This is a genomic window from Lactobacillus sp. CA30L (assembly GCF_059900845.1).
Window position 1 is genome coordinate 1 of record NZ_JBWXGB010000001.1, and the last position, 25374, is coordinate 25374.

The 25374-nt window shown below is 42.9% G+C and carries 26 protein-coding genes and 1 pseudogene; 13 read left to right on the forward strand and 14 right to left on the reverse strand.

Features of this window, described 5'->3' with window-relative positions; genetic code table 11:
* Positions 1–230: 230 nt before the first annotated feature.
* Positions 231–894, forward strand: a pseudogene (locus tag AC2JF8_RS00005) (DNA/RNA non-specific endonuclease); the annotation flags it as partial.
* Between the two features lie 122 nt (positions 895–1016).
* Here the strand turns inward: AC2JF8_RS00005 and AC2JF8_RS00010 are convergent.
* The 3 genes from AC2JF8_RS00010 to AC2JF8_RS00020 are packed head-to-tail and all read right to left on the reverse strand — an operon-like array spanning position 1017 to position 1831.
* Positions 1017–1217, reverse strand: coding sequence for a hypothetical protein (locus tag AC2JF8_RS00010; protein WP_500760022.1), 201 nt, complete (start codon positions 1215–1217; stop codon positions 1017–1019).
* A 46-nt stretch (positions 1218–1263) separates the two neighbouring features.
* Entirely contained in the window at positions 1264–1518 is a 255-nt protein-coding gene (locus AC2JF8_RS00015; RefSeq protein WP_500760024.1) for a hypothetical protein, read from the reverse strand.
* A 46-nt stretch (positions 1519–1564) separates the two neighbouring features.
* Complete coding sequence (locus AC2JF8_RS00020; protein ID WP_500760026.1) at positions 1565–1831, reverse strand: hypothetical protein; 267 nt, start codon at positions 1829–1831, stop codon at positions 1565–1567.
* A gap of 240 nt (positions 1832–2071) precedes the next feature.
* Between AC2JF8_RS00020 and AC2JF8_RS00025 the strand changes: the two genes are divergently transcribed.
* Together AC2JF8_RS00025 and AC2JF8_RS00030 are read left to right on the forward strand one after the other, a co-directional pair.
* Positions 2072–3301, forward strand: a complete 1230-nt coding sequence (locus AC2JF8_RS00025; RefSeq protein ID WP_500760028.1) for a CPBP family intramembrane glutamic endopeptidase — start codon at positions 2072–2074, stop codon at positions 3299–3301.
* A 134-nt stretch (positions 3302–3435) separates the two neighbouring features.
* A complete protein-coding gene (locus tag AC2JF8_RS00030) occupies positions 3436–4032 on the forward strand; it encodes a recombinase family protein (RefSeq protein WP_500760031.1) in 597 nt (198 codons plus the stop codon).
* Positions 4033–4326: 294 nt separating this feature from the next.
* On the opposite strand, the gene AC2JF8_RS00035 is transcribed toward AC2JF8_RS00030, so the two are convergent.
* The 8 genes from AC2JF8_RS00035 to AC2JF8_RS00070 all read right to left on the reverse strand — a co-directional run bounded on the left by AC2JF8_RS00035 (position 4327) and on the right by AC2JF8_RS00070 (position 10906).
* Complete coding sequence (locus AC2JF8_RS00035; protein ID WP_500760826.1) at positions 4327–5874, reverse strand: ATP-binding cassette domain-containing protein; 1548 nt, start codon at positions 5872–5874, stop codon at positions 4327–4329.
* Positions 5875–5996: 122 nt separating this feature from the next.
* Complete coding sequence (locus AC2JF8_RS00040; protein WP_500760034.1) at positions 5997–6587, reverse strand: DUF6568 family protein; 591 nt, start codon at positions 6585–6587, stop codon at positions 5997–5999.
* Positions 6588–6702: 115 nt separating this feature from the next.
* Positions 6703–7053, reverse strand: a complete 351-nt coding sequence (locus AC2JF8_RS00045) for a hypothetical protein (protein ID WP_500760037.1) — start codon at positions 7051–7053, stop codon at positions 6703–6705.
* Positions 7054–7167: 114 nt separating this feature from the next.
* Positions 7168–7365: a Blp family class II bacteriocin gene (locus tag AC2JF8_RS00050; protein WP_500760040.1), complete on the reverse strand. Its 198-nt coding sequence runs from the start codon at positions 7363–7365 to the stop codon at positions 7168–7170.
* Positions 7366–7370: 5 nt separating this feature from the next.
* On the reverse strand, positions 7371–7616 hold the full coding sequence (locus AC2JF8_RS00055; protein ID WP_500760043.1) for a bacteriocin: 246 nt from the start codon (positions 7614–7616) through the stop codon (positions 7371–7373).
* A 113-nt stretch (positions 7617–7729) separates the two neighbouring features.
* Complete coding sequence (locus AC2JF8_RS00060; RefSeq protein ID WP_500760046.1) at positions 7730–8161, reverse strand: LytTR family DNA-binding domain-containing protein; 432 nt, start codon at positions 8159–8161, stop codon at positions 7730–7732.
* A gap of 31 nt (positions 8162–8192) precedes the next feature.
* On the reverse strand, positions 8193–8588 hold the full coding sequence (locus AC2JF8_RS00065; RefSeq protein ID WP_500760049.1) for a hypothetical protein: 396 nt from the start codon (positions 8586–8588) through the stop codon (positions 8193–8195).
* 872 nt (positions 8589–9460) lie between these two features.
* Positions 9461–10906, reverse strand: a complete 1446-nt coding sequence (locus AC2JF8_RS00070) for a 6-phospho-beta-glucosidase (RefSeq protein ID WP_500760052.1) — start codon at positions 10904–10906, stop codon at positions 9461–9463.
* 300 nt (positions 10907–11206) lie between these two features.
* On the opposite strand from AC2JF8_RS00070, the gene AC2JF8_RS00075 reads away from it, so the two are divergent.
* The 4 genes from AC2JF8_RS00075 (at position 11207) to AC2JF8_RS00090 (ending at position 14307) form a co-directional block, all read left to right on the forward strand.
* Positions 11207–11677: a Dps family protein gene (locus AC2JF8_RS00075; RefSeq protein WP_500729667.1), complete on the forward strand. Its 471-nt coding sequence runs from the start codon at positions 11207–11209 to the stop codon at positions 11675–11677.
* Positions 11678–11806: 129 nt separating this feature from the next.
* The gene (gene rpiA, locus AC2JF8_RS00080; protein ID WP_500729668.1) at positions 11807–12505 is read left to right on the forward strand and encodes a ribose-5-phosphate isomerase RpiA; all 699 of its coding nucleotides are present in this window, start codon (positions 11807–11809) and stop codon (positions 12503–12505) included.
* 143 nt (positions 12506–12648) lie between these two features.
* Complete coding sequence (locus AC2JF8_RS00085; RefSeq protein ID WP_500760055.1) at positions 12649–13569, forward strand: nucleoside hydrolase; 921 nt, start codon at positions 12649–12651, stop codon at positions 13567–13569.
* Positions 13570–13581: 12 nt separating this feature from the next.
* Entirely contained in the window at positions 13582–14307 is a 726-nt protein-coding gene (locus AC2JF8_RS00090; RefSeq protein WP_500760057.1) for a GntR family transcriptional regulator, read from the forward strand.
* A 65-nt stretch (positions 14308–14372) separates the two neighbouring features.
* Here the strand turns inward: AC2JF8_RS00090 and AC2JF8_RS00095 are convergent, their stop codons facing one another.
* Both AC2JF8_RS00095 and AC2JF8_RS00100 read right to left on the reverse strand, forming a co-directional pair.
* On the reverse strand, positions 14373–14744 hold the full coding sequence (locus AC2JF8_RS00095; protein WP_500760060.1) for a bacteriocin immunity protein: 372 nt from the start codon (positions 14742–14744) through the stop codon (positions 14373–14375).
* Between the two features lie 4 nt (positions 14745–14748).
* Complete coding sequence (locus tag AC2JF8_RS00100) at positions 14749–15513, reverse strand: DeoR/GlpR family DNA-binding transcription regulator (RefSeq protein ID WP_500760062.1); 765 nt, start codon at positions 15511–15513, stop codon at positions 14749–14751.
* A gap of 273 nt (positions 15514–15786) precedes the next feature.
* On the opposite strand from AC2JF8_RS00100, the gene AC2JF8_RS00105 reads away from it, so the two are divergent.
* The 6 genes from AC2JF8_RS00105 to AC2JF8_RS00130 all read left to right on the forward strand — a co-directional run bounded on the left by AC2JF8_RS00105 (position 15787) and on the right by AC2JF8_RS00130 (position 24195).
* Positions 15787–18186, forward strand: coding sequence for a phosphoketolase family protein (locus AC2JF8_RS00105; protein ID WP_500760064.1), 2400 nt, complete (start codon positions 15787–15789; stop codon positions 18184–18186).
* A gap of 269 nt (positions 18187–18455) precedes the next feature.
* A complete protein-coding gene (locus tag AC2JF8_RS00110) occupies positions 18456–21125 on the forward strand; it encodes a calcium-translocating P-type ATPase, PMCA-type (protein WP_500760067.1) in 2670 nt (889 codons plus the stop codon).
* Between the two features lie 204 nt (positions 21126–21329).
* Complete coding sequence (locus tag AC2JF8_RS00115) at positions 21330–22067, forward strand: amino acid ABC transporter ATP-binding protein (RefSeq protein WP_500729675.1); 738 nt, start codon at positions 21330–21332, stop codon at positions 22065–22067.
* A gap of 10 nt (positions 22068–22077) precedes the next feature.
* Positions 22078–22893, forward strand: a complete 816-nt coding sequence (locus AC2JF8_RS00120) for a glutamate ABC transporter substrate-binding protein (protein ID WP_500729676.1) — start codon at positions 22078–22080, stop codon at positions 22891–22893.
* Positions 22890–23528: an amino acid ABC transporter permease gene (locus tag AC2JF8_RS00125; RefSeq protein ID WP_500729677.1), complete on the forward strand. Its 639-nt coding sequence runs from the start codon at positions 22890–22892 to the stop codon at positions 23526–23528. Before AC2JF8_RS00120 ends, AC2JF8_RS00125 begins: the two co-directional genes overlap by 4 nt.
* Before the next feature lie 13 nt (positions 23529–23541).
* Entirely contained in the window at positions 23542–24195 is a 654-nt protein-coding gene (locus tag AC2JF8_RS00130; RefSeq protein WP_500729678.1) for an amino acid ABC transporter permease, read from the forward strand.
* 168 nt (positions 24196–24363) lie between these two features.
* Here AC2JF8_RS00130 and AC2JF8_RS00135 read toward each other — a convergent pair whose 3' ends face one another.
* Positions 24364–25272, reverse strand: a complete 909-nt coding sequence (locus tag AC2JF8_RS00135) for a LysR family transcriptional regulator (RefSeq protein WP_500760069.1) — start codon at positions 25270–25272, stop codon at positions 24364–24366.
* Between the last annotated feature and the right edge of the window lie 102 nt (positions 25273–25374).

A 25374-nucleotide genomic window follows, 5' to 3' on the forward strand; every position in this document is an offset into this window, starting at 1 on the left:
GGCCCCAAGGGGCAGCTGGGACCATCAACCGCAATTCAGTAGAGACAAAAAGCAGGCAAATCACTAAAAAGTGGTTTGCCTGCTTTAGTTTATTAAGTCAAAGGATCTAGTTTTTTCCCAGACTCTTGTTTTTATTAAGCTTAGCCACAAGTAGCAAGAATGCAATTAATTGGGTAGCAAACAGCCCCGTTTCTGATTTGCAACAGGTCACCAATACCAAAATTAACTGAGCCAAGATTGCTAGAAAATCATACGGTGGACTATCCCAACAAGATTATGACCACTTGGCTAGCCTAGACTTCAAAAGCAGTAGCCAAACATATATCACTGTTAATAAGAATAAGTCTACGCTGATTAAAAAGTCGTGGCAGAAAAACCGTGTGATCTATGCAAATTTAGATGACTTAAATAGTACTTCTCACTCCAATACAGCCTTTTTAGAAAAGCGTAACGTTGCCAATGAAAGCCTGCGTGTACGTCAATTTGTCAATTCAACTGCATGGCACACCATCGTAATAGTACGCAAGTTTATAATCGTGGCCTTTTAATGCCTACTCTGTCTCGGCTGGTATTGATCAAGAAAGGAACTTTAATCCTAAGAATAGGTTCGGTGATCAAAATAATCCAAAAAATCTATTTACTCAATCTGCCTTTTCTAATCAGAAAATACAGACAATTTTTGAAGAGAAAATTAGAGCAGCGTTAAGACAAAATAGACGCGTTATTTATCAAGCAACAACAGTTTTTCGCGGTAAAGAGTTAATGGCACGTGGTATTAACTTGTAAGCAATATCAACGGACGGCTATCTTAACTTTAACGTGCAGTCTAATTTTATATTTAACTATAAGACTGGACAAGTAAGAGCAGACAGAAATATGCTAGTAGAAACTTAGAAATTAAAAAAATAAAGAGAAATATGAACTATCACCTAATTTTACGTAAAAATACACGATACCAATAAGATTTGGAATCGTGTATTAATAGGCTACTAATAGCTTATTATGTCTAAAAATGCCTAGAGAATAACCCAGGGAATAATAGGTGGATACCCACCGCCATCATGGAGCAAATGTTGAGGAGCAAAGTTTTGCACTTTTATTACATGCGACACCTTTGGTGCTGAATTGATTGAACTTGCGGCAACCATAGATACAGTAGCTGCATTTGCTGCTAAAAACGTACCTGTTGCGATAGCAACTTTAATAAATCTTTTCATGGTGACCTTCCTCCTAACTTTCAACTATAAACAGCTTGTGTTGATTTTAATGAAACGGCCAATATGGTCTTGGCCCTGGAATCGGTCGCAGGTAGATATGACCAGAGCCACCGCCTTCAGGAATAAGCTGTTGAGCCACCCTTCGAAGTAAAGGATTTTCCTCCTGATTATTTTGTACCCTTGATACATACGTTACCTTTGGTGCTGAATTGATTGAACTTGCGGCAACCATAGATACAGTAGCTGCATTTGCTGTTAAGAACGTACCTGCTGCAATGGCAATTTTAATGACTTTTTTCATGATGACTTTCCTCCTAACACCCAGCTATAAATGGCTTTTGTTGATTTTAATGAAACGGCATATGAGGGAATGGCCAATAATTAGGATGTTCAGTTGGCGGCATCCAGATATGACCACCTCCACCGCCTTCAGGAATAAGCTGTTGAGCCGCCCTTCGTAGTAAAGGATTTTCCTCCTGATTATTTTGTACCCTTGATACATGCGTTACCTTTGGTGCTGAATTGATTGAACTTGCGGCAACCATAGATACAGTAGCTGCATTTGCTGTTAAGAATGTACCTGCTGCAATAGCAACTTTAACAAATCTTTTCATAGTAACTCTCCTCCTACATTTATTATATATGATATTATTATACATAATTAAAATAATATTTAAACACCTAATAATAATTTAATTTAAAAAAGTGAGAACTGCATAATATATTCCGCGAGAAAAACATTACTGTGCTCTTGATAATTAAAGTTGGATACGTATAATTAGAAATATCATTTTAATAAATATATAAAGAAGTAAATTTTACTGAGATTAGTAAAAATATAGATGGTGAATATCATGTCCTCAGATCTATTAATAAAAAAATTTCATTTAATACAAACAAGTGGACAAATTATTATTCTATTAATTTGTAGCATACTGGGCTATGTAAATAGCAGGCTTTTTAGTCAAGCACAAACAATTACTATTTTTATTTGTTTTGTTTTATGTTTTGTAGAATTTAGTCTACTAAAGCCTGAAGGAAAGCAACCAGCTAGGTGGCAAAGAATTAATCATTACTTAATGATTGTTGCAATCTGTTATACTCTTCCAGGCAGTTTACATTTTCTTACTAAGACAGTAGACTATTACCATTTCATTGATCCAACATCTTGGATGGTCTTGATTACTTTTTATTGCTATGTCATGTATATTCCAATGGCTAAGCTGGCCTTAAGTAAAGTTAAAAATAATTGGGGAAGAATCTTGTTATTGGCATATGTTGTATATCTATATGCCACTTCAAGTCCAATGAGAATTGCTGGCTCTATGCATTATGCTGAAATTTTAGAGCAAATAAATACTTCTGGTTTTTCAGGTATTCCCATTTTAATTATTATCACACTACTTGTTATGTCAGAGTGGAAAATTAAAAAGCCGCATTTTACATTCGCCCATCATTCTAGCATTTGGATGATTGCTTTTATTATTTTATTCATTTTTTTGCATTTCAGCTATTTTATTATTCCAGCTGTAAGCAACGCTTTCAACTTAGAAGTTGCTCTAAATTATTATCTTGAGCAAGTAAACTTAGGAATAATATTTAGTGCACTGCGAGCCGGCATTGCTGAAGAATGGGTAATGCGTTTTGTTGCTATTGCTTTGTTAGCCCAAATCTTTCAAAATAATAAATATCAAATTTTTTTAATTGTCTTAGCAGATGGTATTATCTTTGGCTCATTACATCTTTCCAACCTGTCTTATCAGACTTTTTTAGCTACAATTCGACAAGTAATTGAGGTAGGTAGTTGGGCACTTGTAGTTAGTGCTATCTATCTTTACACTCACTCACTGTTATTAACTATGACCTACCACAGTCTATACGATTTTATTTTATTGATAATGGATGGGGGCATTTCTAATTCTGGTAATGTATTAAAAAATATAACACAGCCAACTGCTTACCAATGGCAATCAACTTTAGTAACAATGCTTGTTTTTATATTGATCACTTTAATTATTATTAGAAAGCGTAGCCACAAAGTTATTGAAAATAATTTATCACAAATGTATGTTAGATCACTATAAGCCTCTATGTACCACGTACTTTTTTTATTGCCATTTAGTTCAATAGGGTACACCCTTTTGAACTTCACAAAAATCATGTTATTATTAATAAGATAAGTGTTCAATAGAGTATGTTCAAAAAGGAATCTTAAACTATGGCAAAAATCGGTTATGCTCGGGTCAGCACGCGCGACCAAAATTTAGATCGCCAAATTGAAGCTCTGGAAAATTTCAAAGTAGATAAATTATTCTGCGATAAAATGTCGGGAGCGACCACCAAGCGACCTGAACTGCAAAAAATGTTAAATTACATTCGTGATGACGATGTTGTCATTGTTACAGAATTGGATCGGTTAGGAAGAAATAACCAGGACTTAACTAAGATCATGGGCGCAATTAAGGCAAAGGGAGCTACACTAGATATTTTGAGTTTCCCTTCGCTTAGAGGCATTGAAGACCCCAACCTGCGGCAACTAATGAATAATCTTATTTTAGAGTTATACAAGTACCAAGCTGAGAGCGAGCGCAAACGCATTAAAGAACGGCAGCGGCAGGGCATAGCAATTGCTAAAGCCGAGGGGCGCTACCATGGCCGCAAGCCTAAATTCAATCAGGACAGCCCGCAATTGCAACACGCCTTTAAACTTTACCAAAGTGGCATGACTGATACTGCCGTCAGCAAGGTAACTGGAATTAATCGGATAACATTTAAACGGTATAGAGAAAAATTAGGGATAACCCGGATAGGTTAATCAAGTTCTTGTGCAAAATTAGTTTAGTCATACTAGAATATAGCTATAGAGAAAAAGAAGCCTTGCAAAGCAAGACCTTTTCTCTGAATTTCAAGCAATCGCTTTAAAGGCGGTTAGCTCAGTTATAAATTAATCAAAAAGATCAATCCCATAACTCGCTAAAGTTTTTATTGGGACGGTCTTTTTTACGCAAAATCCAGCTAAACTAAGTCTCATAAATACTAACTCCTTATGAACATCGAGAGTTGACCCTTACCTAAAATTTATTTAAATGTCTTCATTTTTGGAATTACATTACTTTTTATTTAAATGAATTTCTCGATCGAACAAGTTATTCATGCGCTGATTAAAGTTATGTGCAATAAAAATAATTGTATTAGGCCTCTGTAGTAACTGATGTAAAATTTTTAGTGTTGCTACCTGGTCTATGGCACTGGTTCCCTCATCAATCAGTAAAATATTACTATCATGAACTTGTGCACGCGCCAAAATAATTTTTTGCCTTTGGCCACCGGAAATATTAAGTTTTTGCAAATTGATTTTAGTATTAAGACCTTGAGTCAAAGACGTAGTATCAGCTTGGAGACCCATTTCTTTGCCCGCTATTTCGGCTAGATTATTAAGATTTTCGTTAAACATAGTAATATTTCTTTTGACCGTACTTGGAAATAGGATAGGATTCTGCGCAATATAGCCAATCTTGGTAAGATCAGGATTAATAATGTCGCCATTTTGATTCTTAAATTCAATTTGTCCAGAACTGGGTTCAAGAAAATTTAAAATTAGTTTGAATAACGTTGATTTACCTGTTCCACTATCACCAGTAAGCAAAATCTTTTCACCATAATTAATCTCAATATCAGGAAATTTCAAAGTTTCTCCATTCTGAAACTTCATTGTTAAGTTTTTAGTTTTGAAAGAAAAAGGGATTCCCAAAGATTCAGATTCACTATAATCTTTTATAGGTAAAGTTGCTCTGGTAATCTGTTTTCTTAATCCACTGGTACCTTTAATTAAGCCCAGATAATAGGGTAGATACTCAATACCCGTAGACATATAATGACTAAAATTACCGATAACAGCAATAGCACCAAAAGGTACAATATCCTTTTTAATCAATACTCCTGTCCACACAAACAAAGCAAAAATCATTACTTGAGAAATGCTACCGGTAATAATTGATAAAATTTGCTGCTTAGCGTTTTGCCTTAGTTTGGCATCTTCCAATTTTTTTGCACCTAGATGCATTACACTCATTAAGTGATCACCTGCAGCATAGCGCTGCAGTTCAGCTATCCCACCAAGCCATTTTTCAACTAAGTCTAAATATTGTCTATTTTTAATTGATACGTTTTCCATTGCTCTTTGGATTGGTTTATCAATCAGCTTGGGTAACAGTATTGAAACCACTACCGTAAATATAGTAATCAACAATAAGGACCAATTAATAGTAAGTAATGCAATCACTGAAAAGACAATATACCCAAGAAAGACACAGATAGTTGGTAGTAAATTAAAGTACTGATCATTGACCATATTCAAATCGTTGGTCAGTAGATTCTCAACCTCTGCCACCTGATAACTTCTTTTTTCATCATATAGATGTCTAAGAATTTTCCCCCTTAATTGTTGGTTAAACTCTCGAATGTGTGTAGTAAGTAAGTAGCTTGCTACCATATCGCAAAAGTAAGAGGATAAATACGCAAATAGTGAAACTACTATAATTGTCAACCAGGCTTTTTGGTCATGATTACGTAAATCACTAATTTGCAATATATTGAGGTAAGAAGTAGCAACTAGGATAAAAGGTTGTAATATGCTAGAAATGGCGATTAACCAAATAAGAAAGAACTAATTTTTAGACAAACAGATGTTAAAAAAGACTAACTCTTTTAACATATCGAAAGTTAGTCTTCATTTAATAATTATTAGACTGTTCTAATTTTGCATTACACTGCGAAATATTATTGCTGATTAATATCGATTAGATTATTAAAGCAAAAATTAGTAATCTTTTTATTACTTTTCAATCTAGTACTTAAATACTCATCGGAATCATCAATTTGTTCAAGATCCTGTACAGTTACTGGGTAGCCAATTAACATGTTTTCAATTTTATTATCTCTAAAAAAAGTAAAAGTTGGAGTACCATAGAAAGTAAATGGCTTCAATGATTCATCCATTCTTTGTAAATCTTCTTCAGTGGCGTCACTCAAACTTTCTTCCATATTTATATAATAAATTGGATATTTGGTTTCTTTGATAAATTCCTTAAGATAAACTGACTCAGCACGACAATATTGGCAATCTTTAAATCCAAAGTAAACGATAAAGTCTTGCATTGCGTCGTCTTTATTTACTAATTTTAAATATTCTTTTACACTAATCTGCTTTGTTCCTTTAATATTATCAAGGTAACTATTAATTGGGACTTGAGGAACAGAACTATCTTCTGATGCGAAAACTCTTTGCGGTTGGCTAATCAAAGAAACACTTATAGATCCTCCAACAGCTAATATTACAGCCGCTAATATAATCTTTATAATCTTTTTCATCTTTGCCTCTTTCTCTTTTTAAATAAGATAAATTACCATTTCACTCTCTATTATGAGTTAACATCTTTAAAAACTAGGCAATTCTTAAAACTTATCGTAAATTTGAGAATACTAGTTAGATTAGCAAACTAAGCAGTCCCATATCAAAATAAAATAAATATGTTGAATCCTTGGGAGTTAACAAAAAGGCCAATATACCTATACAAATAAAAGTTATTCCTATCACTTTATCAGATTTTTCATGTTTCACAGTCGCTTGAGTTGTTTTTAGCAAATAAGGAATTATTATAAATATTACGCCTAAAACTGTAAAAATTATCAAAAAACTTATGTCTTTTTTAAAATAAAAAAAGTAAATACCACCTATCAAAAATTGTATTACACCAGCTAATAAGTATGATGCTTTGTAGGTCAACTTAAATCCGTTCATACCTTTTAAGTCCTTATTTATATGGAAACAATTCATTTATATTATTAACTAATTTATCATTTATAATCTAGACGTATCCATAATATTTAATTATAAAAAAAGCATATATATATTAGAATTAGCTTATATATATGCTTTCACATATCTATCTTATGAGTGATACCCAAGGTATGCACCTATTCCGCCACCAACAACTCCACAAGCTAGCATTCCCCAAGGACCAAAGCCCTTGCAAACTTTCACTCCTGTCCCGGCACCACTAAGACCACCAACGACAGCATTTCCTACTCTATTACCACCAACAATATTTGATAATTGTTGATCATTAACCAATTCATAGTTGCTCATAATAATTACCTCAAACTATTTTGGTGAATATGTCCAAAACCACCAGATAAACCTGTTCCTGCAACCCAAGCAATTGCACCATAATGTGCGCCTATGAAGCCACAAGCTGGACCACATATTGCAGTACCTAAGGCTGCTCCGCCACCTACTGATCCAATTATACCTTGAACATTTTGCTGCCACGAATTTCTTTTCTTTTTACCGCCAGTTATATTTGTTAATTCTAAATCAGTTAAAGTTTTAATATTCATAATTTAAGCTCCTTTAAATAAAATTAGTATTTACCTTATATATAAGATTAGCTAGCTCATCTACAGATAGTATACGCTATTAATTTATGAAAATGGATTTTCAAGATAAACGTTTAATTTTTCTGCTTTATCGTTGAACTTGTTAACAGTAAAGTTTTTTTAAGCATATAAACTTTACGAAAGCTTACCTCTAATTTATCTCCATTATCCAAGAAAACATATCTTGTATTCAGATTAACACATTTAATATGAGCAGGGTTTACCAAAATCCCCTTTTGGATTCTAAATAAAATAGGATACTTACGCTCAAAGTTCCTGAGTGTTCCATTAAGAATCGTCACTTTATTTTTGCTATGTAGTTCTAATAAACCACGTTTTCCTGGTACAGTTTGAATATAAAGCAAATTATCCAAGGGGAAAGAAAAAACTTGATTATTATCTACATAACTAAATAAATTAGTCATATTTAATTTTACACTATTGAATTGCTCAACAATTTTTATCAAATCTTTTTTAATGCGGTATATTACATCTTTTTGACTCAAATTTTTATCAATAATATCAAACGGTTCAATTCTATGTGTGACAATTGAAAATGCAATTTTCGTCTAAATAATAACTTCTATTTTGATAAATTTGTTCCTGATATGTCATATCACTTACTACTTTACCAAGATAGGCTATACCTAGAGAACCAATTGCTGCTAGCCCAACCGAGGGTAGGCCACCAATCACAACCACTCCAGCTAAAACCTCTGCAGAATTTTTGATCTTATTTTCAAAATAAAGCAGTGACATCTTGTCTTTAAAATAATAACGTGTTCTCCAATTATATCTTTGGACTTTATACGTAGTTGTTTCACCAGAATTTACCGGCGACTTTGCACTATTAATCATGTTAAAGCTGAACAAATCAACAATCATTATGATAATCATAATAAGCGCAAGCTTTTTTATTAGTCTTTTATTCATAAGTGGCCTCCACAAGCACCAGTATAAGCTTTTGAAGTTGGATTAATAACCGCTGATTATTTTTTAACTTCTATGAGGCATTTACCATCTTTTCCATTTGTAAATATGCTGCAGGGGTTAACCACCTTTTTAATTTAGGGTCAACAACATACTGATTGTTTTGTACAGAAATATATGGATCTGCTTTATTAAGCGCCTCTTGATCAATAACTTCAGAACTTTCAACACGATTTGTCGAATCTGATTTGACGTCTAATCTTGTACTTATTTATTGAGATGAATTACTATTTGAGGCAGCTAAAACCGTTGCACAAATATTAGCAACAATTTGACATACTAATGCCGCTGCCATCATAGCTCTTGCTGATTTTTGGTCTTTTTATAATGAAATATATTAATTTTAATATAATAAAGTGCTTACATTTTAAAGTCAACTCATTTTTAATTTATTTTCTGAATTTCAAGTAGCCCTTCAAAGACGACCAGCCAGCTTGTAAGGCAATCAAATACCTATCCCATAACCCGGCAAAGTTTACGTTGGACCAGTCTTTTTCTACCTGCAACTGTTGACATGGGGCAGCAGATAGTTAAAGTGTTCCTCTAATTGGGGCAGAACTGAGTCGACGCTCTCGGGTTAGTTCATGCCCAGCAGGGGCAATTCGCTGGACGACGGGCTGATGAGGGGCTTATTTGGCGTCTTAAAGAATAAGCAATCAGAAAGCACATTGACTACTGCAACGCCAAAAGAATCAAGCGCAAACTAAGAGGGCCAACGCCTTCTGAATGGTGGCGTTAATCCTCAGTTAAAAGTTATTATGCGGGGCCAATTTTGGGGATTACACCTTTATCTTCGCCTTTTGTGGTGCTTGAATTTAGTCTAAATCTGCACCATTAGAACCGATTACTTTTTTGTACCAGGCAAAAGAGTCCTTGCGTGAACGCTTCAGCGTGCCTTCACCGGCGTCATTTTTGTCAACGTAGATGAAGCCGTAGCGCTTGTCCATTTGGCCGGTGCCAGCAGAAACGAGGTCGATTGGTCCCCACGGCAAGTAGCCCATCAGGTCGACGCCGTCGAGTTCAACCGCCTTTTCCATTTCTGAAATGTGCTTGCGCAGGTAGCTGATGCGGTAGTCATCGTGGATCGAACCGTCTTCTTCCACCTGGTCGTAGGCGCCCAGACCGTTTTCAACAATGAACAGCGGCTTGTGGTAGCGGTCGGTCAGGTGGCTTAAGGCAATGCGCAAACCGGTAGGGTCAATTTCCCAGCCCCAGTCGCTTCGTTCAAGCGTCGGGTTGGGGGCGATGGCGGCCGCCAGGTCGCTCAGTTCGTCTGGCTTGACCTTCTCGGCGGAAACCGTGGTCGACTGGTAGTAGCTGAACCCCACGTAGTCGACGGTGCCTTCCTTCAAGACGATACGGTCCTCACTGGTAATGTCGGGTCTGAAGCCGTTGCGGTTGATATAGGCCTCAACCTCTTTAGGATATTCACCAAACACGTGAACGTCGGAGAACCAGTCGCGCCTTTGCTCAAACTTGTCGGCCAGCAGCACGTCCTCTGAAGACGGTGTGAGCGGGCGAACCGGTGAGTAGTTAATCATGCAGCCGATTTGAAAGTCGGGGTTAATCTGGTGACCAATCTTGACGGCCAGGGCGGATGCAACCAGTTCATAGTGTGCTGCTTGGTACATGGCGGCCTCTTTTTCCTGGTCAGATAAGCCTTTGAGGATGAGACCGGAGTTGGTGGCCATCAAGAAGTCGTTGTTGTAGGCCGATTGGTTGTCAATCTCGTTGAAGGTCATCCAGTACTTGACCTTGTCCTTGTAGCGGTCGAAGCAGACTTGGGCGAAACGCACGAAGAAGTCAATTAGCTTGCGGCTGGTAAAGCCCTTGTACTTCTTGACCAGGTGGTAGGGAATCTCGAAGTGCGAAAGCGTGATGACCGGTTCGATGCCGTAGTGGTGGCAGGTGTCAAACAAGTCATCGTAGAACTTCAGGCCGGCTTCGTTTGGCTCTTGCTCGTCGCCGTTAGGAAAAATCCGCGTCCACGCAATTGACGTCCTGAAGGCCTTGAAGCCCATCTCGGCCATCAACTTGATATCCTCTTGGTAGTGGTGGTAAAAGTCGATTGCAGAGTGGTTCGGGTAATTTTTTCCGGGAAGCACCCCATCGGTAATCGCGCGCGGCCTGGTTTCAGATCCAACCGTCATCACGTCGGCAACCGATACGCCCTTGCCATCCTGGTTCCAGGCACCCTCTAGCTGATGTGCAGCAACGGCGCCACCCCATAAAAAGCCCTTAGGCATTTTTGCAGAATACATTTTTAGCTCCTTTTCTATCTAACCTTGTTAGCGCTATCACCTTACATTTTATACTAGTTAAGAACCAATGAACAATTTAGTTAACACCTTTTTGGCTTACTGAAACTGGGCGCGTGCCCACAGTCGTTAGGCAACGTGACAGCACCGTGTTTAAACGGGGAAAACGGTCTACGAGTTAAATCTGCTTGCTTGTGAACCACTTCAGAAAAATATTATTTTATAAACAAATTTTTAGAAATATTACCGCTTTCTTGGTATGATGGAATTGTTAATAAAGTTATCTAATGGAGGCATATTAAGATGAAATATCCTAAAACAAAAGAAGTATTGAACCAATTGGTTGCTGATTTGACCCAAATGCACATGATTGTCCACCAACACCACTGGTACATGCGCGGCAACCGGTTTTTGAAGCTGCACCCATACTTAGACAAGGTAATGGATGAACTAGCAGAGCAGCTTGACGAGGTTTCAGAACGGCTGATTACGCTTGACGGTTCACCTGTTTCAACCCTGAGCGAAATTGCGGCCAAGACGAAGATCAAGGATGAAAAGGCCAACTGGAACGAGTCAATCGATGAGCGTTACGGCAAGATCATCGACGGCTACCACTACCTGGACAAGCTCTACGAGGAAGGCATCAAAGCCAGCGACGAAGAGGGCGACTACTCGACCAATGACATGCTGACCGGCTTCCATAGCGCCGTAGAAAAACGGATCTGGATGATGTCAAGCGAAATTAACAAGGCACCTGAAATCGATCCTGAATAAAAGTTTGTGGTAATAATTGCGGGACGGCTTGACTGAGCTGTCCTTTTTTGCTGCTTTTTTGAGGGTGATTTTTGCTATAATAAAATCAATGACGGATTATTAATAATGAGTGAAAAGAGAGCATGGAAGATGGATAAAAAAGAACAGGATGAATTGAAGAAGAGGGCGGCGGTTAAGGCTGCCAGCCTGGTCAAGTCGGGGATGAAACTGGGTGTTGGCACGGGCTCCACCGTTGCCTATTTGATCGATGAACTGGGCAGACGCAGAAAAGAAGAGGGCTTGAACCTGGCCGCAGTTGTCACCACATCCAGCAGGAGCAAGAAGCAGCTGGAAGAATGGGGCTTCAAGGTCGATGAACTGGCCGCGGTAGATGAACTCGACCTGACGATTGATGGTGCGGACCGCTTTGCAGCCAACTTCGATGGGATAAAGGGCGGCGGCGGCGCCTTGACCATGGAAAAGAACGTGGCGGTTAATTCCAAGCGGGTGATGTGGATTGTCGATGAATCCAAGTTGGTCGACCGGCTTAGCGGCTTTCCGCTGCCAGTTGAAGTTTTGCCGCTTTCATGTGTGCAGAATTTTCGCCGCTTTCAAGCAGACGGCTTGAGCCCTAAGTGGCGCATGGACCAAGGCAAGCGCTTCGTCACGCACTACGGCAATTATATCATTGACCTGCACGTTGACCCGGTTCCCGTCCCGTTGGGCCTCGCAGACTACCTTGACCATACCGTTGGCGTGGTTGAACACGGGCTTTTTCTTGGCATCTGTGACGAGGTAATCATTGCTCACGCAGACGGCGAAATCGAACATCGACGTAAAAATCAGTAACAGAAATAAGAGCTAAACGGGTGTTATTCGGCTGCAATTGCAAGATTGTGGTGGGGTGTACCCGTTTATTGTGGTTAAAAAAGGGCAATTGCGCGTCTGATTTGGTATGATGGTCTTAGAAACTTTTATGAAGAGGAAATCCCATGACGAAAAAACCTTTAATTATTAGCACTGATCCTGGTATTGACGACGTCGTTGCAATCACGATTGCACTGTTCTCCGAGCAGCTTGACGTTAAGCTCATCGCGGCCACTTGGGGCAACGTTCCGCTCGCTAAGACGCTGGCCAATACCCTGAAACTGGAAACTTTCTTGAAGACGAGGGTGCCGGTTGTCAAGGGGGCAAAAGTGCCCCTGCTGCGGGCGGCGATTGACGCCTCCGACGTTCACGGCAAGAGCGGCCTTGCCGGTTATGACTTTCCTGAACCGGACCGGAAGCTGCTTCAACCGGGGCTTGCCGCGGACGCTATTCATGAAGTTGTGGCAAATAGCCCGCAGAAGGTCACCCTGATGCAGATTGGCCCGGCGACCGATTTTGCATTGTACTTCAGGCAGTTTCCGGAGGACCTGGCTAATATCGACCAGCTGGTAATCATGGGCGGTGCGATTGGGCGCGGCAATTGGGGGCCCTATAGCGAGTACAACGTCGCGGGCGACCCTGAGGCGGCCCAGATTGTATTCGCAAGCGGAGTCAAGATTCTGCTTGCACCGCTTGAGTTGGGGCACCAGGCCTTCGTCACGCAGGACACGCTCCTGGAATTAAAAAAAATGGGCCAGACCGGCGACATGCTTTACCATGTACTGACCAGTCTAAACGACAAGACTGAAAACGGTGGCCGTGAGATCTACGATGCGCTGGCTGTCGGTATGCTTCTTAACCCGGCCATGTACACGTTTAAGCCGGCATACGTGGTCGTGGACACCAAGAGCCCCAGTGCGTACGGGGCATCGCTGATTGATTTTGACAACTTCTTTGGTCAGCGGGCTAATGCCCAGGTCGGCGTTGAAATTGATCGGAATACCTTCGCTAAGTGGTTCATTGCGGCAATTAAGAAGGCAATTTAGTTGAGGTGAAAAATGGCAGATTTCGTTTATCGTACGGTGATGCACGATATTAAGCAAAATATTTTGGATAACAAGTACGATGGCATGCGTCTTCCAGACGAACGCAGCCTTGCGGACTACTACCAGGTCAGTCGCTCTTCGATGAAGCGAGCGATGGAGCAGCTCTCGCAGCAGGGTATCGTTTTTAAAAAACGCGGCAGCGGTACCTTCATCAACCCGCTCTACTTAAAGAACCAGTCGCTTTTTCGCTACGAGGGCTCAAACCTGGGGTTAACGGACAGCTTGAAGATACCGGGCAAGACGCAGGGCATCAAGCTGCTTGACTTCAACGTGGTTAAAGCGCCGAAGGGAATCGCCCAGGATCTTTTTCTTAACGCCAATGACTTTGTCTATGAATTTCACCGTCTGCGCCTTTTGGACGAGCAGCCCTTCCTGATTGAAACGGGCTACCTGCCGATTAAAATCGTGCCGGAACTGAAGCCCGCGCACCTGAAAAAATCACTATTTAACTACCTGGAGGACACGCAAAACAAGGTGGTCACCAAGTCCTTCCTTAACATTACTGTTGAGCCTTCGAGCAAGGAGGACCAGGAGCGTCTCAAGCTGACTGCAAACGAACCGGTCGGCGTCATGGAGGGCATCTTCTTTTTGGACGACGGCACGCCATTTGAAGTGTCGACCATGCGGATTCATTACCAGTACATGCGCTTCAACACGTTTGTCAATTTGAATAAATAAAAAAGCGGACTCGCCTTAACCGGCGGGTCCACTTTTTTGGGTATATTTTATCTAAAAGAAGAAAGTTAAATATTGAAAAACTGGCTGGGGTCCGTGATGGGGCCGGTGTAAACGAAGTTCAGGTTAATGTTCCTGGTCTGTTGTGCCACCTGGCGTAGCAGCTTGCGCTGCTGGCTGGTTAGGCGTATGTGGTCCAGGGTCATTCGGGCCTGGATGTACATGACCAGCTTACCGGTGTAGTCCAGCGGGTGGTCGCCCTGCTCAAACTTGCGCAGCACGAGCCCAATTGCATCCCGGATCGGCTTGTATTTGGCAATATTCAATTCATTATAGATATGGGTAAAAAAACTACGGTAAAACTGTTCCAACTCCTGATATACTTCCTTATTCAGCTGCTCCCGGTTTCTCGTTGAACCGCCAATAAAAAAGCTGCACATAACCTCACTTCCTTAGCACCGCGATTATTTGCGTATGCGGTGCAAAATTTTTGTGCACCTCTTGCGGCAAGGGGACATCCGTTATGAGAACGTCGATTTGACTCAAGGGGATTGACATGTAGGGAGAAGTATTCTGACTGTCGAACTTATATTTTTCCGCAATGACCACAACCTGCTTGGCCCTGGAAGCCGCCACGTGGATTAACTCCGAATCGCTCATTCGGGCAAGGTAAATGCCGTCCTCTTTGACGCTGGAGGTACCGATAAAGGCGGTGTTGAAGCTCATTCGCTTCAGGGTGTCGAGCGCCGCAACCGAATAATTAAAGCGGTGCTCCTTGTCGACCTTTCCGCCGAGGAGGCGGACGCGCGGCAGTGGGGAGTGCATTAACTCAAGCGAATTATCGATTGAATTGGTGACAACCTGCAGGTCCATCCCGCCGATCAACTCGCACAGCTTCTTGAGCGTGGTCGAGGGGCCGATGAAGTCGAACTGGTTCGGGTGGACGAAGCGCTGCGCCATCTGTGCCATTTTCGTCTTTAGCGGTGAAGCAATTTGACTTCTGGTCAAGAAGCCGGGGACGTCGTCTCCGGTATTTGCAATCAAGCCGCCGTGCACGCGGGTTGCCTGCCCGGTTGAAGTTAGGTGCAGCACGTCACGACGAGCGGTATCGAAGGAAACATTAAAGTAAGCGGCTAGTTCCCTGGTACTTAAATGGTGTTTTTTCTCTAAGAGCTGTTTAATCTTACGGATTCGTTCTGCTTGGATCATCTTCTTCTCCTTCACTTAATTTAGCATTTTTCCCCGCATAGTTTAATCATTATTTCAGTACATCCAATTAAAATTCAGCATTTATAAGCATTTGAGCATAAAAGCACTGATATGTAAAGAAAAGGTGTTTTATTTTTTGGACGTATCGGGATACCTGTTACTTTTTAAAAAATGGAACGTACCAATTAGCAAAATGGTTGAACATTGCTAAAAAACTGTTATAATAGCGGTATGAGTAGAATCAAACAATTAATAGCTAAAGGGAGAAATAAAATGGCAATTGACTATGATTCACAAGAATTTTTAAAAAGTGTTGACGCGCACTGGCGTGCAGCCAACTATCTATCCGTCGGGCAGCTCTTCTTAATGGGCAACCCGTTATTAAAGCATGACCTTAAGGCCAGCGAGGTTAAGCCCAAGCCCATCGGCCACTGGGGAACGATTTCGCCGCAGAACTTCATTTACGCACACTTAAACCGCGTGATTAAGAAGTATGACCTGGACATGTTTTATATCGAAGGTTCTGGTCACGGCGGGCAGGTAATGGTATCCAATTCCTACCTGGATGGTTCGTACAGTGAGCTTTACCCGGAAATCCAGCAAGATGAAGCAGGCATGGCGAAGTTGTTCAAACGCTTCAGCTTTCCGGGCGGATCGGCTTCGCACGCGGCTCCCGAGACACCGGGTTCGATGCATGAAGGTGGAGAATTAGGCTATTCCGTTTCCCACGGCACCGGTGCGATCTTGGATAACCCGGACATCATCGCTGCGGTTGAAGTTGGTGACGGGGAGGCCGAAACCGGCCCGCTGGCTGCCAGTTGGTTCAGTGACAAGTTTATTAATCCGGTGAAGGACGGCGCCATCTTGCCAATTTTGCAGATTAACGGCTTCAAGATTTCCAACCCGACGATTGTTTCGCGGATGACAGACGAGGAATTAACCAAATACTTCGAGGGCATGGGCTGGCACCCGTACATTATTTCTGCTTACCAGGGCGGTGAATTTGATGGTTACAAGGACCACATGCAGGTGCACCAGGAAATGGCCCGCTTGATGGATACGGTGGTTGAAGAGATCAGGGCAATCCAGAAGAATGCTCGGGAAAATAATGATCAATCACTGCCGCACTGGCCGATGATCATTTTCCGCGTACCAAAGGGCTGGACCGGTCCTAAGGTCGACGTTGACGGCAACCCGGTCGAGAACTCGTTTAGGGCGCACCAGATTCCAATTCCGGTTGCGCAGGATGACATGGAGCACAAGGACATGCTCATTGACTGGCTTGAAAGTTACAAGCCGGAAGAATTGTTCGACGAAAATGGCGTGCCTACGGAAATCGTCACCAAAGACAATGTTCAGGGTGAGAGCCGGATGGCAATGAACCCAATCACAAACGGCGGCCGGGATGCTAAACGCTTGAACCTGCCGGACTACCGCAAGTATGCGCTCAAGTTCGACCAACCGGGTTCAATTGAGGCCGAGGATATGACTGAATGGGCCAAGTACCTCAACGAAATCGCCGAACTTAATCCGCATAATTTCCGTGGCTTTGGTCCGGATGAGTCCAAGTCCAACCGCCTGTTCAAACTAATTGATGAGCAGAAGCGGCAGTGGGAAAGTTCGATTCACGATCCCAATGACGAAAACCTGGCTCCGAGTGGTCGTCTGATCGACTCGCAATTGTCCGAGCACCAGGATGAGGGCTGGCTTGAGGGCTACGTTTTGTCCGGCCGCCACGGCTTCTTCGCCACTTACGAGGCGTTTGGTCGGGTGGTCGACTCGATGCTGACCCAGCACATGAAGTGGTTAAGGAAGGCTAAGGAGCAATACTGGCGCAAGGACTACCCATCCCTCAATTTTGTTGCAACGTCAACCGTTTTCCAGCAGGATCATAACGGCTACACGCACCAGGATCCGGGCATTCTGACTCACATGTACGAAAAGAACCGGCCGGATCTCGTGCACGAATACCTGCCAGCAGACACCAATTCACTCTTGGCCGTCTCTGAAAAGGCCTTTAGTGAACGGGAATGCATCAATATTTTGGTCACCTCTAAGCAGTCGCGGCCGCAGTGGTTCTCAGTTGCTGAGGCTGCACGGCTTGCTGACCACGGCTTATCGTATATTGACTGGGCGTCAACTGACCAAAACAGCAAGCCCGACGTGGTCTTTGCTTCTACAGAAACGGAGCCGACCATGGAATCACTGGCGGCAATTGACCTGCTGCACCAAAGTTTCCCTGACCTGAAGATCCGCTACATCAACGTCGTGGAAATCATGAAGCTGATGAACACGAAGGACAACCTTGAGGCCATTTCGGACGAAGAGTTTGACCAGTTGTTCCCTAGTGACGTGCCGGTGATTTTTGCCTGGCACGGCTACAAGGCAATGATGCAGTCAATCTGGTTCGGGCGGGGCCGGAGCAATATCCACATCCACTGCTATGAAGAAGAGGGCGACATCACGACGCCGTTCGACATGCGGGTGGTCAACGGACTTGACCGCTTCCACCTGGCCAAGGATGCCATCTTGAGCGTTCCGCGCATGGCCGCTAAGAGTGCGGGCTTTGTGGACCGGATGGACCAGATGCTTGCAAAGCACCACCAATATATCCGTGACAACGGCAAGGATATGCCCGAAGTTACCAGCTGGAAATGGACGGGCTTAAACTAGGACGTGGTCTTTTCTAGCGGTGAAGGGCTTGAATCTAGCCTATACTAGCAGCCCGTATCATTTGTGGTGCGCGGGGCAGAATAGGCGATGGTTAAAATTATTGCTTGTTAAAGCAAACAACTTTATTTATAATAGACTTCATCAAGGGAGTAACGGCAATTACTTGCGATAAGCCCAACAACCGAAGGAATACTTCTGGACTTATCTTAATTTGTGAGACTTGTGTGTATTAGTCATACGAGTCTCTTTTTTATTACTAGGAGGTCAAAATGACGCCCGATTTTTATCAGGTAAACGTTAAGGCTGTGGAGCAGGAACTAGCAACAAATACTGCTAGCGGCCTGAGCCAGGAGCAAGTGCGCCAGCGCAGAGCAAAGGATGGTCCCAACAGCCTGGCCGGCGCAAAAAAGGTAAGCATCTGGCAACGATTCCTGGCCCAATTTAAGGACTTCATGATTATTGTCTTAATCATTGCTGCGCTTTTGTCTGGCTTTGTGGCCCAAGAATGGACCGATGCGGCTATCATCATGATCGTGGTCATCCTCAACGCCGTTCTGGGCGTCTTTCAGGAAACACGTTCAGAAGAGGCCATCAATGCCTTAAAAAAGATGGCAACGCCCAATGCCCATGTCCGCCGCGGCGGTCAGGTGGAAGAAATTCCGAGTACAGAGTTGGTCCAAGGGGACGTTGTTCTGCTTGAGGCGGGTGACGTTGTGCCCGCAGATTTGCGTCTGACCATTTCCAAAAGCTTGAAGGTGGAAGAATCTGCCTTGACGGGCGAGTCAGTTCCAGTTGATAAAGAAAGCGCGGCAATCGATCAGGATAAGGTCGCTCTGGCAGACCAGACGAACATGGCCTTCGCCAACACCAATGTGACTTATGGGCGCGGGGAAGGAATCGTCACGCAGATTGGGATGAAGACGGAAGTCGGCAAAATCGCGACCATGCTGAACAACGCGGACGAAACCGATACGCCTTTGAAGCGTAATTTGAACCAGTTGGGCAAGACGCTGACCATCATGATTTTGCTGATCTGTGCGGTTGTCTTTGTCGTCGGCTTTTTCACCAAGGCAGGCACCGAACCAACTGACAAGTTGGCAATTGACATGTTTTTGGTAGCAGTCTCACTGGCTGTAGCTGCAATCCCTGAGGGCTTACCGGCAATCGTGACCATCATTTTGGCTCTGGGTACACAGGTGATGGCTGCCCACAAGTCGATTGTGCGCAAGCTGCCAGCCGTGGAGACCCTGGGTGCAACCGACATTATTTGTTCGGATAAAACGGGAACGCTGACCCAGAACAAGATGACGGTCGAGCAGCTTTATTATGACGGTCAATCTCATCCTGCCAGCCAGGAAGTGTCTCCGGACAACCACGCACTCTGGGCAATGGTCCTAGCCAATGACTCTAAATTGGACAATAATGACCAGCTGCTTGGTGATCCGACCGAAACGGCGTTGATCCAGTATGCACTTGACCGAAAAATTGCCGTGCGGCAGCTGATTAACGAACACAAACGCTTGCAGGAAGTACCCTTTGACTCAGGCCGCAAGTTAATGAGCACGGTTAATCAGGCCGGCGGAGAGTATTTTGTAGCGGTCAAGGGTGCACCGGATCAATTGCTGAAGCGCGTTAGCCGCATTGAACTCAACGGCCACGTTGAGGCAATTTCAGGTGAGCAAAAAGAAAAGATCATGGCCGCTAACAAGAAGATGGCGCAAAAGGCTTTGCGCGTGCTGGCTTTAGCGTATAAAACCACCCCGCAGCTATATGATGAACCAACCACCGACTCCGTTGAGCATGATCTGATTTTTGCGGGGTTAGTCGGGATGATTGATCCGGAAAGACCTGAAGCCAAGGAGGCAATTGTTGAGGCGCACGAAGCCGGTATTAGAACGGTTATGATCACAGGTGACTTCCAGGTAACAGCACAGGCGATTGCTGAGCGACTCGGCATCCTGAAGCCGGGCCAGGACGAACGCGTGGTAACCGGGGCGCAGCTGGATGAGTTTAGCGACAAGTACCTGCAGGATCATATTCGTGACTTCAGCGTTTATGCCCGGGTATCACCTGAACATAAGGTGCGCATTGTCAAGGCCTGGCAAGCTGAAAATAAGATTGTGGCAATGACCGGTGACGGCGTTAATGATGCGCCGAGTCTGAAGCAGGCTGATATCGGGATTGGCATGGGCATTACGGGCACCGAAGTATCAAAGGGTGCCAGCGACATGATTTTGGCGGATGACAACTTTGCAACCATTGTTGAAGCGGTCAAGCAAGGGCGCAAGGTCTTCAGCAATATTCAGAAGGCGATTCTTTACCTGATGAGCTGCAATGTGGGTGAAGTTCTGACCGTCTTCATGATGACGATGCTGGGCTGGGATATTCTCGCACCGGTGCAGTTATTGTGGATCAACCTGGTCACGGATACGCTGCCCGCAATTGCTCTGGGCCTTGAACCCGTTGAAAAAGGAATAATGAAACGCATGCCACGCGGCAAAAAGTCAAACTTTTTCAGTGGCGGGGTTTCGAGCTCGATTGTTTACCAGGGTATCCTGGAAGGCGTAATCGTGTTGACGACTTACCAACTGGGCCTGAATCTGGGACCGCACGTTGGAAATGCGCGCCTGCAGCATGGTGATGCCTTGACGATGGCATTCTTGACCCTGGGCTTAATCCAGCTTTTCCACGCCTTTAATTCCAAGTATATCCACCAGTCGCTTTTTTCCAAGCGCACGTTTGCTAACAAGTGGTTCAACTGGGCAATCGTAATTTCCGCACTTGTCATGGCGGCAGTTGAATTGCCCTTTATGACCAAGTTCTTCGATGTTACCGAGCTGGATGGTCCGCAGTGGCTGACGGTCCTCGGTGCAGGGATCGGCATGATTGTCATTGTTGAAGTAGTCAAGTTTGGCCAGCGTAAAGCAGGTAAAAAATAATATTTAACCAAAAGCACTTCATTGATGTGCTTTTTTGCTGGTTTTCTGCCACTTTGGTGTGCGTTTTATCCGCCCTTTACGGAAAATCGTTATATAATTTTTGGTAAAAAATTATGCATAACTTTTAAAAATCTTAACGACTATAGTAAAATAGATTCAACAACTTATTGTGATTTTACAATAAAGATGAAAGGGGCGATAAGAATGTCGATGATAGAATTTCATGACGTGCAAAAATATTATGGCCATTTTCATGCACTACACGACATTAATTTAGAAATTGACGCGGGAGAAACGGTGGTCTTAATTGGGCCATCGGGTTCCGGTAAGAGTACTTTAGTCCGTACGGTAAACGGTCTGGAGTCAATCCAGGAGGGACAACTAATTGTAAACGGTCACGACCTTTCTGATTCCAAGACCAACCTGAATATCCTGCGCAGTGACGTCGGGATGGTATTTCAGCACTTCAATTTATACAAGAACAAGGATGTGCTTGAAAATATCATGCTCGCTCCACGTATTGTTAGCCATATACCGGAAAAAGAAAACAAGGAACGAGCAATTAAGCTACTGGAAATGGTTGGTTTGGAAAAATGGGCCCACAACATGCCTTCACAGATTTCCGGTGGGCAAAAGCAACGGGTAGCGATTGCCAGAACGCTGGCGATGCAACCTAAGCTTATTTTGTATGATGAACCAACTTCTGCCCTTGACCCGGAAATGATTGATGACGTTTTGCAGGTTATCAAAAAGGTCGCCAATGAAAGTGGCATGACTTCTTTGATTGTGACTCATGAAATGGGCTTTGCCAAGGAAGTTGCCAATCGTGTAATCTTTATGGACAAGGGACAAATCGTTGAAGATGATGATAGTAAGAGTTTTTTCAAGCAGCCTAAGACGGAGCGAGCACAACAATTTTTGAGTAAGATTATCTCACATTAAGGGGGCAATCATGAAAAAGAAATTTTGGCTAATTCCCTTACTGGTATGGGTGCTCTTTTTGACTGGCTGTGGTAAGAGTCTAAACGACCAGTCTGTCCTAGAGAACGTTGAGCAGGCTAACACCATTACTTGGGGCGTTAAAGGCGATGTTAAACTCTTTGGTTTGATTGACGTGCGCGATGGACAACAAAAGGGCTTTGACGTCGACATGGCCAAGCATATCACCAAGCATATTCTGGGCCCCAAGGGTAAGGCAATTTTTGTTACGACGACCTCGCAATCACGAGTGCCGCTACTCAAAAATGGTAATGTTGATGCAGTGATTGCAACTATGTCAATTACTCCTGAACGGAAGAAGACCATCTCTTTTTCCAAGTCGTATTTTGATGCAGGCCAATCGCTATTGGTGCCTAAAAACTCACCAATCAAGAGTACTAATGACTTAAATGGAAAAACCGTGATCGGAGTTGTCGGTGCTAATTCGGTGCAGAATATTAAAAAGGTGGCACCGAAGGCGCGGGTAATTGAATTGCAGGACTATGCACAGGCCATGAACGCGCTCAAGTCTGGTCAGGGCGATGCCCTGACAACCGATAATGGCATTTTGTTTGGCCTGGCTGTCCAAAATCCTGGTTATGAAGTTCGCGGCAAGACTTTCACTGTTGAACCTTATGGTGTAGCCGTCAATAAGGGCCAGAAGTCCTTTACCAAGGCAGTAGACCAAGCCGTCTTGGAGATGCAACACAACGGCGAATACAACCGCCTCATTAAAAAATGGTTCGGCGAGGTTCCGGGATTTAAGTATAAGGAGTTGTATCGCCAATGATTAATATCTTTACCAAATTTAGTGGTCAACTGTTAGTTGGCTTGGGTTGGACCGTCCTTTCAAGCGTAATAGCACTGTTCTTTAGTTTGATAATTGGAACAGTGTTTGCGATTATGGAAGTGGTCCCAAGCAAAGCAATGCGGATAATTGGCCGCGCCTACGTGGAAATTTTGCGGAACATTCCTTTGCTCGTTATTACCATGTTCTTCTATTTAGTGATCCCAATGTACGTTGTCAAAATCAATGGCTTTACTGCCGGGACGATTGGGCTCACGCTTTACACTTCAGCCTTTATTGCCGAGACGATCCGGTCGGGAATACAATCTGTTTCTAGTGGCCAGATGGAGGGCGCACGATCCACAGGCATGACCTACTGGCAGGCGATGCGTTACATTATCCTGCCGCAGGCCTTTAAGATTGTAATTCCACCGTTGGGCAATCAGTTTGTTAATCTAGTTAAGAACTCATCGGTATTGGCGTTTGTTGCCGGCTTTGATCTGATGTACCAGGGCAATTCGATAGCGTCGACGACCTTTGATACGATCAATAGCTACCTGGTTATTGGCGTCTTGTACCTCATTATTACCTTGCCGCTGAGTTACTACATGCAGTACTTGGAAAAGAAATTAGCCTAGGAGGTGAAGCAAAATGCAAAATTGGATTAACGCCTTTTCATGGCTTAATGTTCGTTTTTTATTGATGGGCCTCTGGGTGACTATTTATATTTCAGTGATCTCGGTTGTTTTGAGCTTCATTCTAGGGTCAATTTTGGGAATTATCAGGTACTCCAAAATCAGATACTTGTCAAAAATCATCGGCTTCGTAATTGATATTATCCGCAATGTTCCACTGCTCTTGATTATCTTCTTCACCTACTTTGGTCTACCAAACTTCGGTTTACGGCCGGAAACGATTCCGGCCGCCATCATCGCGATGACGGTGTTTGAGTCAAGCATGATTGCGGAAATCGTGCGGTCTGGGATCCAGTCAGTTTCTGGTGGCCAGATGGAGGGCGCGCGATCAACGGGCATGTCCTTTATCCAGGCGCTCTGGCATGTTGTTTTGCCCCAGGCCTATAAAAATATGATTCCGACAATTATCAGTCAATTCGTCTCGTTGATTAAGGACACGTCGCTGGCAACGATCATCGTGGTGCCAGAAATGATGCAGCACGCACAGGTAATTTACGGGCAGAATGCCAACTATATTCTGCCGATGTTTGCGGCGCTAGCCGTATTATACTTCATCGTCTGCTTCACGTTGTCAGTGATTGGCAACGCAATTGGCAGGCGCTTGTCGTAAAGCTATGGGTAGTTGTTTTACGACCAGGTTCTTTAGTTATCGGCTAGCAAACTGAAAAAGCACCAGAGCATTCTTGCTCTGGTGCTTTTTTGCAAATTTTAATAAGAATAGTTAGTCAAGTTGGACGGACTGGCCGCCCGCAGTATTATAAAAATATTATGACAAGCATTAACCGTTCCATTTTTCTTTAGTGAAATTAATTGCCTTTTGCATATTAACTATTACGTCTTGGTAGGACGGATCCTTTTGCGTTTCCTGCAAGCAGCCAAGGCCATACGCTGTATAATGATCCCAATCTAAAAAGCGGTAATAAACCTCATTGTTACTGCGGTCGTATGCAAAACTTGGAACAATAGCTATTCCATCGTTTGCCTGCACTAACATGGTTGCCACGGAAACCTTGTGGATGATTTCTATTTTAGAAGCAGTATGAACATTTTCTATTGCTCTTTTTAGTTGTGCAACGGATTGTAGCGGAATTCTGCTGTCCCATAAATATATTTTTTTATTCAGTTTCTGCAACGGAACCTTAGCGTACTTTTGCAGGGGGCTGTCCCGACGAATAATTACGGAAAAGCCAGCACGCATCATTGGATAAAAATGGTACTTGTCATCATTGAAGAAGTCTGACTGATAGATCATAAAATCAATTTGCTGATTATCAAGCATGTTTTTAAAGTCCGACTTGCTTAAACTAATCGGTTTAAGATCCACGGACCATTTTCTTTTTTGCTGCATTAATTGAATAAAAACCGGCAAAAATTGTTTCTCAAAGGGAAGGCCGGAGTAACTGAGTGAAATGGTGCGCTGCTTTGATATCTCACTTTTTTTGATCTTTTGAAGTGCATTATCGATGTCTGCGGCAACTTTTAAAAGCACTTCGTGGAAATATTTGCCTTCCTCGGTTAAACAAATCTTCCGGTGGTCGTGAAAAATTAGTTGGATGCCAATTTCTTTTTCTAGATTATGAATATTTTTAGAAACCGTAGGCTGAGCCAGGTAAAGTTCTTTGGCTGTTTGAGTAAAATTGTGCGTTTTTCCTAGTGAAAGAAAACATTTAATTTGGGTAGAATTCATTTTTACCTATTCTAATTCGTAATAGATCTATTCTTTTTACCGTTAATCATACTCCTATTCGAATGATAAACTCAACAATGTAAACGGAATCAATGAGTGGTT